The organism is Fertoeibacter niger (assembly GCF_009380135.2).
Lineage (GTDB): Bacteria > Pseudomonadota > Alphaproteobacteria > Rhodobacterales > Rhodobacteraceae > Fertoeibacter > Fertoeibacter niger.
Genome location: NZ_WHUT02000004.1, coordinates 121,065 through 133,636, shown reverse-complemented (window position 1 = coordinate 133,636; position 12,572 = coordinate 121,065). Strand labels below are relative to the sequence as shown.

Genomic DNA, 12,572 nt, shown 5'->3' with positions numbered 1-12,572 from the left:
GTCCTCACAGCGCCAGTTTGACCAGCGCGAACAGCCCGATGGCGATGCTGCAATAGCTGAAGCAGGTGGCAGCGATGATCAGCGCCTTGCGGGTGATGCCATGGGCGTAATCCTCGATCATCACCTGCGCGCCGTTCTTGAAGTGGATCAGCCCGACGATCAGCGTCAGCGCGGCCACCACGGCGGGGAAGGGGTGGGAGTAATAGTCCAGCACATCCTCATAGCGGCGGCCCAGCGCCGACCCGAAGGTAAAGATGAAGGCGGGGACCAGAAACAGCAGCGCCACGCTGGAGATCTGCATGTGCCAGAAATGCTCGGTGCCGGATTTGGAGGAACCAAGGCCCGCGGCCCGCTTGCGGTCTGTCAGATAACGCATGATGGCCCCTTACAGCAGGATGACGGTCAGGATGGTCAGCACCAGCGACCCCACAAGGCAGCCGATCCCCAGCTTTTCGGCGGTGGGGATGTCAAGGCCCCGGCCGCTGTCAAAGTAAAGGTGACGTAGCCCGGCCAGCAGGTGATACCACATCCCCAGCGCCGAAAGTGTCAGCACCAGATCGCCGAACCACGAGGTCAGCACCCCGTTGGCCACCCGGAAGTACCCCTCGCCCGAGGCCGCCGCCAGCAGCCACCACACGATCAGGATCACTGTGACAAACATCGCATTGCCGGTGATGCGGGTCAGGATCGAGGTAAGCGAGGTCAGTTGCGGGCGGTAAATCTGCAAATGGGGGGAAAGGGGGCGCTGCACCCGTTTCACTTCGGCCATATCGGTTCCCTTTTCGACGCGCTGGCCTGCCAAGGTGGGCGGGCTGGCTGTTTTCTTGCCCTGTAGATAACCGAAAAATCCGGCAAGTCACGCATCCAGATGCCGCATTGCGGCACTGTTCCCGCTATCATTTGTAGAAAAACATCTTTGTGATCACAAATTTTTAGGGCGTGATCACAAAAATCACGCCCTTTCCGGCCATGTTGATGCGGGCGGAAGGCGTGGCTGTGGCCACCTGCCGGATCTCAGCGCAGCGAAAAATCCATCGACAGCGACAGCACGGCGATGCCTTCGTCAATGTTGCTGTCATGCCATGTCAGGTCCAGCGCGGTGGTGTCTGACAGCGCATAGCTGCCGCCCGCCGTCCAGTAGTTATGGCTGCCGTCCGACCGGCCATAGGTGGTGGCCAGGCTGATCGCGTCACTGGCGTAATAGTCGAACCGCGCGACCGGGCTCAGCGAATTCGCCTCGGGGTCATGCGACACGTACAGGCCGACCGAGGCCACATCCCCCAGCGCGTAATCCAGCGCCAGCGTGAATTCGCCGCAGCAATCGTCATCGGGGCTGAAGTAGAAATAGCGCGCATAGCCCAGATCATAGCTGAGCGCGCCCACCGTGTTGCGGTAGCCGAAGTAAAGATCGACCTCGGATTTTGCCCCCACCAACGTGCTGTCGGTGTTCGATGCCCAGATGCCCGCGTAGAACCCGTTTATCTCTGCCTCGACATAGGGTTGCAGGGCGGGCCCGTCAGATTGTTTCAACCCGCTTGACACATATTCGCTGGTCAGGGCAAAGCCCGCGTAGACGGAAATTTCCTGCGCGGCCACAAGGCCGGGCAGGGCAGCCAGCGAAAGCGTCAGAAACGGGGCCGAAAAGGCGGGGCGCAGGCGCATCGGTCAACCTCATCACGTGGCGTTGATCAAAGTGGGCCATAGCGGCGGGGCTGCGTCAATTGGATTCTGACTGTGCAGTCAATATGAACCCCACGCTGCGCAATTGCGCATCACAGTGGCACCAAAGCCCAGTAATCCAGATCAAGCAGAACATCTGGCAGGTATTTGCCATCCTCACCCCGCAAGGCAAAGGGCGCACCCTTTGTCGCCACCAGCCGCAGGCGCAGCGCGCCCACGCCGGGGGCGGGGGTTTCGGCGCGGTCCAGCACTTCGGACCAGGCGCGCACCGTATCACCGGCAAAGGCCGGGTTGGCATGCGCGCCGCCGTTCAGTGCCACCATCAACTGCGCATTGGCCAGCCCGTTGAATGACAGCGCCCGCGCCAGGCTGATGATATGCCCGCCATAGATCAGCCGTCGGCCATCGGCCCGCTGCGTCGCATCGAAATGCACCTTGGCGGTGTTCTGCCACAGGCGCGTGGCCAGCATATGCTCGGCCTCTTCCAGCGTAACGCCATCCACATGGTCGATCTTCTCACCCACGGCATAGTCGCCCCAGCGGTGCGGCTCTCCGGCCAGCGCGAAATCATACCGCGTGAAATCAAGGCCCCGGGGGATGGGCAGGGCATCGGGCGCCACCACCGATGCCAGGGCAGGAACCACCGCCTCGGGGGCAGGGCCATGCCCCCGCTTGCGCACCATCACCCAGCGCACATAATCCAGCACCACTTCGTCATGCTGGTTCAGCCCCCGCGTGCGCACATAGACCACGCCCGATGTGCCGCTGGAGTTTTCCTTCAGCCCGATCACCGTGCTTTCGGACCGCAGCGTATCGCCCGGCCAGACCTGACCCAGCCAGCGCCCCTCGGCATAGCCCAGATTGGCCACCGCATTCAGCGAGATGTCGGGCACCGTCTTGCCGAACACCACATGAAACGCGATCAGATCATCCAGCGGGCTGAACGGCAGGCCGCAGGTCTTGGCAAATTCATCTGACGAATGCAACGCGTGCCGCGCCGGATACAGCGCATGATACAAGGTGCGCTCGCCCATCTTGACCGTGCGCGGCACGGCATGGGCGATGATCTCGCCCAGCCGGTAATCCTCGAAAAACCGCCCCGGATTGGTCTTCATCACTGATCGCCCAGCTTTGTTGCGGGGGTGTATTCGCCATGGGCATCCTTCACCACCGCCTGCCCGCAGCGCATCACGCCGCGCGCCGCGTCAAAGGCATAGGTCGGGGCACCATGCAGCGCCCAGCCCTTGTTCAGCGCCGCCGTGACCTTGTGGCAAAAGGCCGACGTGTCATCTTCCGACAGGAAACGGTAAAGCTTCATCGCATCATCCCCAGGGCTGCACGCCCAGCCAGTTGTGGATCGCCATCACCAGACCCACGACAACCAGCGTGGCGATGACGGCGGTATATTCCTTGCGGACCGGGCCCTTGGCGGGCGGCACCCAGCGCGGCTCGGCCTTGTTGATCAGGATCACCTCGGCCACGGCCCAGGCCAGCATGCCACCGAACAGCAAGATCGACGCCAGATCGCCATTCACCAGCAGATGCGCCACGGCCCAGGTCTTTACCGCCGTCAGCTGCGGGTGGCGGATTTTCCGCGCGATCCAGGTTTTCGCACCGGATGCGGCGTAAAGGTAAAACGCCAGTATCATCAGCAGGTTGTTCAGGTGGGTCAGGAACGCGGGCGGCGTCCAGACCGGCACAAAATCGGCATTGCGATAGCCGATGATCATCAGCACCAGCGCCAGTGCCAGCAGCACGGCCACCAGCCCCTTGCCCTTGTCGCCCATCGCGGCCCGCCGTTCCGGGGCCAACCGTTTGAAGAAATGCGCACCGGCCCACAGGGCGATGCCGACTATCAACAGGATCATGCTGCCACCTCAGGTCGCGTCCATCGCGGCAATCGCCTCGGCCTTTGCCAGAGTCTGCCGCGCCGTCACGATATGCAGGTTCTCGACGATCTTGCCATCCACAACCGCCACACCCTGCCCAAGTTGTTCCGCTGCTGCAAAAGCGTCGATCTGGCGGCGGGCCAGCGTCACCTCGGCCTCCGACGGGGCAAAGGCGGTGTTGGCCACCGCCAGTTGCGCGGGGTGGATCAGCGTCTTGCCGTCAAAGCCCATGTCGCGGCCCTGTTCGCATTCGGCGCGCAGGCCATCGTCATCCTTGAAGGCGTTGTAAACCCCGTCAATGATCACCAGCCCCCGCGCCTTGGCCGCAAGCAGGCACAGCCCCAACCCGGCCTGCAAGGGCAGGCGGTCAGGGCGGAACCGGCTGCCTAGTTCCTTGGCCAGATCATTGGTGCCCATGACCATGCCTGAAAGGCGCGGGTGGGCGGCAATCGCGGCCGCGTTCAGCATCCCCAGCGCGGTTTCCATCATCGCCCACAGCGGCAGGTCCGGCACCAGCGCGGCCACCGCATCCAGATCGGCGGGCGACGACACCTTGGGGATCAGCAGCGCGTCAACCGCCATCCCGGCAAAGGCCGCCAGATCATCGCGACCCCAGGGTGTATCCAGCCCGTTCACCCGCACGATTTTCGCGCGGCTGCCGTAATCGGCACTGGCCAGCGTTTCTGCCAGCAAGGCCCGGGCATTCCCCTTTTCATCGGCCGCCACCGCATCCTCCAGATCAAAGATGATCGCATCGGCGGGCAGATCGCGTGCCTTCTCCAGAGCGCGGTCTTTCGATCCGGGAATATACAGCACCGAGCGGTAGGGGCGGGCGATGGCCATGATTCTCTCCAAGCAAGAATATTTCGTTGTGGATCACATTTTCAGCATATTCGGCAAGAACAGATTTGCCGCGACGCAGAAATCCGCCCCCCGCCGGGCGCGGCGTTAACGGATTTTGCGCAAAGCCCGCGCATGCTTTTCCCATGACGCCACCAAGGCGCCGCAACTGATGAGGGCTGCCGCAACGGGCCCCGGATGGCCCGCCCGCCGCCCCGGAAAGGCCGTTTGATGACCCGCAACCTGTTTGCCCTGTCCTTCGGTTTCGTGGCCCTGATCCTGGCGGTGCAGACCGGCCACGCCGCACCGCAATGCGCCGCACGCGATACTGTCACCGGGCAACTCGCTGGAAAATATGGTGAAACCCGGCGCGGCATGGGGATCGCCGCCAACAGCACCGTGATGGAGCTTTACGCATCCGATGCTTCGGGCACGTGGACGATCACCGTCACCCTGCCCAATGGCATGACCTGTCTCGTCGCCTCGGGCGAGGGGTTCGAGACGGTGGTCGAGGAATTGCCCGCAAGCGGTGCGCCCGCCTAAAGCAACGGGCGCAGCACCCGGGCCGCCACGCCAAGAATGGCCGACAGATCCGCCGGATCATCGCAGGCGGCGAGTGCTTGGCGGAATGTGGCGGCGTGGTCACGCCCGGCAAAGGGCAGCGCACCGCACAGCCGGAGCGTGATCTGCACGGCCTGCTCTGCGTCCAAACCCGGTGCGATGCCGGGACTGTCGGCCACCGGGTCGTGGAACAGCCGCCCGTCCGCGCGCCCAAGAAATTCGCGGGCCACGGTCTGATTGCCCTCGGTGAAACCCGCCAGAAAAGCGCGCGCCACTTCCGGCTCCAACCGCGGAGGCGGCCCGTCTGATACCTGCTCCAACAGGGCGATCAGGCGCACCCGGCGCTTGTTGCGCTTGCCGTCGATGAAGCGCGGGAAATGGGCAGTCATTCCGCGCAGATAGGCGATGGTGCGCAAATCAAGGCTGAGGTTCTGATATTGCGGGCGCAGCAGATCACCCCCCATCGGCAGCCCGATGGCCTGCGCGAAATCCGTGATGACATCGCCGCCCTGCATCTGACCGCGCTCGAACACCCGCAGGATGACGTACGGCGTGCCGAATGTCGCCGCCCAGGGGGCCAGAAACCGCGCATAATCGCGGCTGTGAAACCGCCCGTGGTCGGGGCCATCCTCTGCCACATCCGCTGCCGGAGGGATCAGGTCAATGTCCAGCCCGCCCTTGATGCCCTGCGAATAGGCGCTGGTGAAATGCAGATCCTGCCGCCGCACATAGACCACGATCCGCACAGCGTGCCCAAGTTCATCCAGCAGCCCCTTCAGCCGCGCAAATTCCGTGGGTCGCGTCAGATGTGTCATCTGTTCCGCGCTGATGACCACATGTGCGCCCGGCGGCCAGGTTCTTGATTCCGCTATCAACGCATCCCCGAAGGCCATGCGGAAGGCGGCAATTGCCGCGGGCGTCGTCAGTTGCGCCGCAATCTTTGGATTGTCGATCACATCGTCATCCAGCGCATAGATGGCAAGGTTGCGGTGATTGCGCGAGACAAGCGTCGCCGGCACCAGAAAGCCATGCCGGGGCAAGGCCGCGCGGTTGATGTGCAGAAATTCCTGTATCGAGGATGTGCCGGTCTTGCTGACACCAATATGCAGATAAAGTGTCACGCCCTGCCCCCGACCGGTTTTTCCCGCAGATTGCGCCACAAGGCCATCAGATGCCGAATTGCGCCGCCTGCCACATTAGCCGCAGCGACACCAGCAGCAAGGCCCAGACCACCAGCCGGAAGAACAGCTTTTCCGGCAGCCAGCGCACCAGCCGCACCCCCAGGAACACCGCCGCCACGGCGGGCAGCATCAGCCAGGCCGACACCGCCAGATTGGCGGGCGTAAGTTGCCCCAGCGCGGCATAGGGCACCAGTTTGATCGCATTCACATAGGCGAACAGAATGGTCGAGGTGCCCGCGAACACCGCCTTTTCCAGCCGCAGCGGCAGGACGTAGACCTGATAGGGCGGGGCACCCGCATGGCTGACAAAACTGGTGAAGCCTGCCGCGGCCCCCCAGAACAGCCCCGGCCCCACCCTTGCCTCACGCGCGGGCCGCTCGCCCCGGCGCAACAGAAGATGTGCCGCAAAACTGGCGCCGATCAGCCCCACCAGCCCCGTCACCAGCCGTTCCGGCACGATGCTGGCCGTGGCCCAGCCAAAGGCCACGCCCAGCGTGGTGGCCGGGATCAGGATCTTCAGCACCCGCAGATCGAAGTTCCGCCGGTAAGCCCACAGCCCGAAGATGTCGGACGCCACGAAGATCGGCAGCAGCATGCCCGCAGCGGTGACGGGTGAGATGACCAGCGACAGCACCGGCACGCCCAGCATCCCCACCACCGGCAGGCCGCCCTTGCTGAGCCCGATCAGCAGCGCGGCCAGCACGGCCAATGCCCAGAATACCCCGCCCTCCATGCACCCCCGCCCCGAATCACTTCTGCCTGGCCCGGTATACATTGGGATACGGCAACCCGCATCCCCGCCCCCCTGCCGCCCGGCTTTAGCGCAAACATTCCCTGCGCAGGCAGCCGCAACCCCCGCCGCGCCGCAGCAGGCTTGCGCGGTGGCCGGTGAAGGGCTACCCATCGCCGCGTCACATGAACACCGGCACGGGAGACAGAGCTCATGGCCAGACCCAAGATTGCACTGATCGGCGCGGGACAGATCGGCGGCACGCTCGCCCATCTGGCCGCGATCAAGGAACTCGGCGATATCATCCTGTTCGACATCGCCGAAGGCACGCCGCAGGGCAAGGCGCTGGACATCGCCCAGTCGGGCCCGGCCGAAGGCTTTGACGCCAGCCTCAAGGGCGCAAATTCCTATGCCGACATTGCCGGGGCCGATGTGTGCATCGTCACCGCCGGCGTGCCGCGCAAACCGGGGATGAGCCGCGACGACCTGCTGGGCATCAACCTCAAGGTCATGAAATCGGTGGGCGAGGGCATTGCCGCCCATGCGCCGAACGCCTTTGTCATCTGCATCACCAACCCGCTGGATGCGATGGTCTGGGCGCTGCGCGAGTTTTCGGGCCTGCCGCATCACATGGTGGTGGGCATGGCGGGCGTGCTCGATTCGGCGCGCTTCCGGCATTTCCTGAGCCTCGAGTTCAACGTCTCGATGCGCGACGTGACGGCTTTCGTGCTGGGCGGCCATGGCGACACGATGGTGCCGCTGGTGCGCTATTCCACCGTGGGCGGCATCCCGCTGCCCGATCTGGTGGCAATGGGCTGGACCACGCAGGAAAAGCTGGACGGCATCGTGCAGCGCACCCGTGACGGCGGGGCCGAAATTGTCGGCCTGCTGAAAACCGGGTCGGCCTTTTATGCACCCGCCACATCGGCCATCGAAATGGCCGAGGCCTTTTTGAAAGACCAGAAACGCCTGCTTCCCTGCGCGGCTTTCGTTGATGGCGCGCTGGGGCTGGACGGGATGTATGTGGGCGTGCCCACCATCATCGGCGCGGGCGGCGTGGAACGCATAGTCGATATCCAGATGAACGAGGCCGAACAGGCCATGTTCACCAAATCGGTGGATGCGGTGAAGGGCCTTGTCGCCGCCTGCAAGGGCATCGACCCCTCTCTGGTCTGAACGGCGGACAGAATACGGGCCGCGGGGATGTCATGCCCCGCGGCCTTTTCATGCGTGCCGACTGCTATGCACCGACCGGACCTGCGCCCGGTCAGCCCCTGTGTCAGCCCCCGGTCAGCCCTGCGTCAGACAATGTCCACAAAGGCGAACAGCCAGGGCAGTTCGCTGAAACCGTCGATCTTCAGCTCGTTCCCGCCGCCAAAGTCCAGGATCAGGTCGCGGCCGTCCACCTCGCCGAAACGCTGCACCACTTGCGCCGCGGTCAGACTGCCGCTCCACAGATTGCGATCCAGCACGATCCGGTCGCCCTCGTTCACGTCGAAATCCTTGATCCGGTCTTTGGATGACCCGGCCAGGAAAACGAACTTGTCGGCACCGTCCCCGCCGCTCAGCACGTCCTTGCCCTTGCTGCCGTTCAGCCAGTCATTGCCCGCCCCGCCCGACACGCTGTCATCGCCCGCGCCGCCATAGATGGCATCGTTGCCGTCGCCGCCATAGACAAAGTCCGCGTCGCCATCGCCGTAAAGCGCATCATTGGCATCGCCGCCATACAGCCAGTCGATCCCGTTGCCGCCAAACAGCCGGTCTGCCCCATCGCCGCCGTAAAGCTGGTCATCCTCTGACCCGCCATACAGGGTATCGGCATCATGCCCGCCATAAATCTTGTCTCTGCCCTCGCTGCCATAAACCAGATCATTGCCGCTTTCCGCGAGAATCTGGTCGTCGCCCAGGCTGCCATAGAGCTTGTCATGGCCTGATCCGCCATAAAGCGTATCTGCCCCGGTCCCGCCAAACAGCTCGTCATTGCCAAGCCCGCCTTCCAGCAGGTCGTTGCCGTCATCGCCAAACAGCTTGTCTTCGCCCGACCCGCCAAAAAGCCGGTCATCCTCGGTGCCGCCGAACAGGGTGTCGGCATCATTGCCGCCGTAAAGCCGGTCACGCCCCGCGCCGCCCTCCAGCATGTCACGGCCCGCATCGCCGAACAGCAGGTCATCGCCCAGACCGCCATACAGCTTGTCATCGCCATCGCCGCCGTAACCGGTGTCATTGCCGACGCCGCCATACAGCCGGTCGATCCCCAGCCCGCCATCCAGCAGGTCATTGCCGTCGTCGCCCAGCAGCGAATCGTCGCCATCGCCGCCAAAAAGCTGGTCGTTGCCGGTTCCGCCAGACAGGGTGTCGGCATCGTCGCCGCCGCTGAGCTGGTCATGGCCGCCGCTGCCCAGCATCAGGTCGGCCCCGGCCCCGCCAAACATCGTGTCATTGCCGGAAGAGCCCAGCATCCGGTCGGCATGCGCGCCGCCGTAAAGAAGGCCCGCCGCAAGGCTGCTTAGCGGCAGCGCCAGGGCAGGCGTCAGGAAGATCGGTTTCGTCATGGCACCTCGACTGGATGTGAAAGGGAGTCTCTGCCCGCCTTGATGCCCTTTGACTTTGCGTTAACTGTGTCTGAATGCTGGACACAAATGTGTTGTTTTCAAAGGAAAATGGCGGAATGATGCCCGGCCGCGCCGCAGGGTCTGCCCATGCATGAAAACGCCGCTGCGGCGGCGCTTTCCGGCCTTGCGCAGGGCCTTCAGAACAGGTCGATGAACTGCGCCAAGAGTTCGGGGTGGCGGAAATCGTCGATCTGCAACAGATCGCCGTTGCCGAACGTCAGTTGCAGGTTGCGCCCCGACATCTGGCCGAACTGCGCAACGACCTCGGCTGCCGTCAGATCGCCGTCCCACAGCCGGCTGTCCAGCGCGATGCGGTCGCCGGCAAAACGGTTGAAGTCCTTGATGATGTCATCCTGCGCACCGCTGCGGAAAATGAACGTGTCCGCGCCGTCACCGCCAAACAGCCTGTCCTTGCCGCTGCCACCCTCGATCGTATCCGATCCGTCACCGCCAAAGATGTAGTCCGACCCGCCTTCGCCGCGCAGCAGATCGCGCCCCGATCCGCCATACAGCCAGTCGCCATCCGACCCGCCCATCAGCGTATCGTCGTCATCCCCGCCATAAAGCCAATCCGCCGCCGTGCCGCCAAACAGGCTGTCACGCCCCGCGCCACCATAAAGCCGGTCACTGTCGGCGTTGCCCTCCAGCCAGTCGGCCCCGGTGCCGCCGTAGACCACATCCTTGCCCACACCACCATACAGCCGGTCAGCGCCCGCCTCGCCAAACAGCCGGTCGTCGCCCGACCCGCCATAAAGCCGGTCATCATCCGACCCGCCAAAAAGACTGTCCGCGCCGTTGCCGCCAAACAGCCGGTCAACCCCGGCGCCGCCACTCAGCAGGTCGTTGCCATCATCGCCAAACAGCGCGTCATCCCCGGCATCGCCATAGATGCGGTCGGTGTCTGATCCGCCATAGACGGTGTCGTTGCCGGTGCCGCCATAGATCCGGTCATTCCCGGCACCGCCCCAGATCCGGTCATCGCCGGTGTCGCCGAACAGATGGTCATGCCCCGCATCGCCATAAAGCGCGTCATTGCCCGACCCGCCATAGGCCGTGTCATGGCCAGTGCCGCCCAGCAACCTGTCAGCCCCCGCGCCGCCTGACAGCAGGTCGTTGCCGTCATCGCCGAACAGCCGGTCATCCCCTGCGCCGCCATCCAGCGTGTCATTGTCGCTGCCGCCATAGAGTGTGTCATTGCCTGCGCCGCCAAACAGCCGGTCACGCCCCGACTGGCCGCGCACAAGGTCATGGCCATCATCGCCAAACAGGCTGTCATTGCCTGACCCACCGTCAAGCTGGTCATCGCCCGCGCCGCCATGAAGGTGGTCATCATCCGCGCCGCCGAACAGGCTGTCGGCCCCCAACCCGCCATACAGGCTGTCATTGCCCGCGCCGCCATGGCAGCGGTCATTGCCATCTGTGCCCGTGATCTCATCTGCCCCCGGTGTGCCATAGACCGGCACAAGCGAAAGAACTGCCGCCGCAACGCTGCTCGGCTTCTGTTGGGCGACGGGGCTGGTGCCAAGGGGTTTCATGTTTCGCTTCACCCGGGATGCTGTCGATGATTGTGGTGATGCCTGTAAAACTTGCACCGAATATGACGCAACTTTGACCTTTCCGGTGCTATACGATGGCATAGCCTGCTGCGCCCAACCGCCGCGCCACGGCAGTCAAATTTTGTGATCACATGATTTTTCATTGTGATCACAGACGGTCGATTTATCGCTAACATACGCATTTCAACGCAGTTTGGGTTTTGCAGCGGTTGTGTTCCGTGGCATAGCCCGGCCAAACCGCCTCACGATGGGACCATTGCGATGAACATCCACGAATATCAGGCCAAGGCGCTGCTGCGCAGCTACGGTGCCCCGGTTTCCGACGGCCGCGTCGTGCTGAAAGCCGAAGAAGCCAAGACCGCCGCGGGCGAGTTGGACGGCCCGCTCTGGGTTGTCAAAGCCCAGATCCATGCCGGTGGCCGTGGCAAGGGCCGCTTCAAAGAGGCCGAGGCCGGCGAAAAGGGCGGCGTGCGTCTGGCGAAATCGGTGGGCGAGGCCGCTGAACTGGCGCGTCAGATGCTGGGCCGCACGCTGGTCACGCACCAGACCGGGCCTGCGGGCAAGCAGGTCAACCGCATCTATATCGAAGACGGCAGCGATATTGCGCGCGAACTTTACCTCGCGCTGCTGGTGGACCGCCAGTCCAGCCGCATTTCCTTTGTCGTCTCGACCGAAGGCGGCATGGACATCGAGGAAGTCGCGGCCCACACGCCCGACAAGATCATCAGCTTCTCGGTCGATCCCGCCTCGGGCCTGTCCGATTTCCACGGCCGCCGCGTCGCCTTCGCCCTTGGGCTGGAAGGCGGGCAGGTCAAGCAATGCGTGTCGCTGGTGAAGATCCTCTACAAGGCCTTCGTCGAAAAAGACATGGAGATGCTGGAGATCAACCCCCTGATCGTCACTCCCAAGGGCGACCTCAAGGTGCTGGATGCCAAGGTGTCTTTCGACGGCAACGCCATGTATCGCCACGGCGACATCGCGTCCCTGCGCGACGAGACCGAGGAAGACCCCAAGGAGCTGGCCGCGTCGAAGTTCGACCTGAACTACATCGCGCTGGATGGCGAAATCGGCTGCATGGTGAACGGCGCAGGGTTGGCGATGGCCACGATGGACATCATCAAGCTTTATGGTGCTGAACCCGCCAACTTCCTTGATGTGGGCGGCGGTGCCACCAAGGAAAAAGTGACCGAGGCGTTCAAGATCATCACCTCCGACCCCAACGTCAAAGGCATCCTGGTGAACATCTTTGGCGGCATCATGCGCTGCGACGTGATCGCCGAGGGCGTGCTGGCCGCGGTGAAAGAAGTGGGCCTGAAAGTGCCGCTGGTGGTGCGCCTTGAGGGCACCAACGTGGAACTGGGCAAGGACATCATCCGCAACTCCGGCCTCGACGTAATCGCGGCGGACGACCTGAAAGACGGCGCGATGAAGATCGTGAAGGCTGTGAAGGGCTGATCGTAGGGTGGGCGGTTTCGCCCATCATCCCCCTAGGCATGGTGGGCAGATCGCCCGCGCTACGCAAC

14 protein-coding genes are annotated in these 12,572 nt (G+C 63.7%); 3 read left to right on the top strand and 11 right to left on the bottom strand.

All coding sequences use genetic code 11. The annotated features are described in order from the left end of the window. Positions 1-4: 4 nt before the first annotated feature. From sdhD to GEU84_RS08255, 7 genes are all read right to left on the bottom strand, one after another. Positions 5-376: a succinate dehydrogenase, hydrophobic membrane anchor protein gene (gene sdhD / locus GEU84_RS08285; protein ID WP_174539500.1), complete on the bottom strand. Its 372-nt coding sequence runs from the start codon at positions 374-376 to the stop codon at positions 5-7. Positions 377-385: 9 nt separating this feature from the next. After that, a complete protein-coding gene (gene sdhC / locus GEU84_RS08280; RefSeq protein ID WP_174539499.1) occupies positions 386-769 on the bottom strand; it encodes a succinate dehydrogenase, cytochrome b556 subunit in 384 nt (127 codons plus the stop codon). A 245-nt stretch (positions 770-1,014) separates the two neighbouring features. Next, positions 1,015-1,662 carry a TorF family putative porin gene (locus tag GEU84_RS08275; RefSeq protein ID WP_174539498.1) on the bottom strand — a complete coding sequence of 216 codons (648 nt, stop codon included), beginning with the start codon at positions 1,660-1,662 and terminating at the stop codon, positions 1,015-1,017. A 110-nt stretch (positions 1,663-1,772) separates the two neighbouring features. Then, a complete protein-coding gene (locus GEU84_RS08270; RefSeq protein WP_174539497.1) occupies positions 1,773-2,795 on the bottom strand; it encodes a MaoC family dehydratase in 1,023 nt (340 codons plus the stop codon). Next, complete coding sequence (locus GEU84_RS08265) at positions 2,795-2,998, bottom strand: DUF1737 domain-containing protein (protein ID WP_174539496.1); 204 nt, start codon at positions 2,996-2,998, stop codon at positions 2,795-2,797. The genes GEU84_RS08270 and GEU84_RS08265 overlap by 1 nt, the downstream gene beginning before the upstream one ends. A 4-nt stretch (positions 2,999-3,002) precedes the next feature. Continuing rightward, on the bottom strand, positions 3,003-3,548 hold the full coding sequence (locus GEU84_RS08260; protein ID WP_174539495.1) for an NnrU family protein: 546 nt from the start codon (positions 3,546-3,548) through the stop codon (positions 3,003-3,005). A 9-nt stretch (positions 3,549-3,557) separates the two neighbouring features. Continuing rightward, positions 3,558-4,412: an HpcH/HpaI aldolase/citrate lyase family protein gene (locus tag GEU84_RS08255; RefSeq protein ID WP_217438525.1), complete on the bottom strand. Its 855-nt coding sequence runs from the start codon at positions 4,410-4,412 to the stop codon at positions 3,558-3,560. Between the two features lie 228 nt (positions 4,413-4,640). Between GEU84_RS08255 and GEU84_RS08250 the strand changes: the two genes are divergently transcribed. Further along, the gene (locus tag GEU84_RS08250) at positions 4,641-4,952 is read left to right on the top strand and encodes a hypothetical protein (RefSeq protein WP_174539494.1); all 312 of its coding nucleotides are present in this window, start codon (positions 4,641-4,643) and stop codon (positions 4,950-4,952) included. On the opposite strand, the gene GEU84_RS08245 is transcribed toward GEU84_RS08250, so the two are convergent. Together GEU84_RS08245 and GEU84_RS08240 are read right to left on the bottom strand one after the other, a co-directional pair. Further along, positions 4,949-6,091 carry a hypothetical protein gene (locus tag GEU84_RS08245; RefSeq protein ID WP_174539493.1) on the bottom strand — a complete coding sequence of 381 codons (1,143 nt, stop codon included), beginning with the start codon at positions 6,089-6,091 and terminating at the stop codon, positions 4,949-4,951. The genes GEU84_RS08250 and GEU84_RS08245 overlap by 4 nt on opposite strands. Before the next feature lie 46 nt (positions 6,092-6,137). Then, positions 6,138-6,884 (bottom strand): sulfite exporter TauE/SafE family protein, encoded by a 747-nt coding sequence (locus GEU84_RS08240; protein ID WP_174539492.1) that lies wholly within the window; start codon positions 6,882-6,884, stop codon positions 6,138-6,140. 210 nt (positions 6,885-7,094) lie between these two features. Between GEU84_RS08240 and mdh the strand changes: the two genes are divergently transcribed. Then, positions 7,095-8,057: a malate dehydrogenase gene (gene mdh, locus GEU84_RS08235; protein ID WP_174539491.1), complete on the top strand. Its 963-nt coding sequence runs from the start codon at positions 7,095-7,097 to the stop codon at positions 8,055-8,057. 125 nt (positions 8,058-8,182) lie between these two features. Here mdh and GEU84_RS08230 read toward each other — a convergent pair whose 3' ends face one another. After that, complete coding sequence (locus GEU84_RS08230) at positions 8,183-9,433, bottom strand: calcium-binding protein (protein WP_174539490.1); 1,251 nt, start codon at positions 9,431-9,433, stop codon at positions 8,183-8,185. 197 nt (positions 9,434-9,630) lie between these two features. Beyond that, positions 9,631-11,028: a calcium-binding protein gene (locus GEU84_RS08225; RefSeq protein WP_174539489.1), complete on the bottom strand. Its 1,398-nt coding sequence runs from the start codon at positions 11,026-11,028 to the stop codon at positions 9,631-9,633. 282 nt (positions 11,029-11,310) lie between these two features. Here GEU84_RS08225 and sucC point away from each other — a divergent pair, with 282 nt between their 5' ends. Next, positions 11,311-12,504 carry an ADP-forming succinate--CoA ligase subunit beta gene (gene sucC, locus GEU84_RS08220; RefSeq protein WP_174539488.1) on the top strand — a complete coding sequence of 398 codons (1,194 nt, stop codon included), beginning with the start codon at positions 11,311-11,313 and terminating at the stop codon, positions 12,502-12,504. The last annotated feature ends 68 nt before the right edge of the window (positions 12,505-12,572 follow it).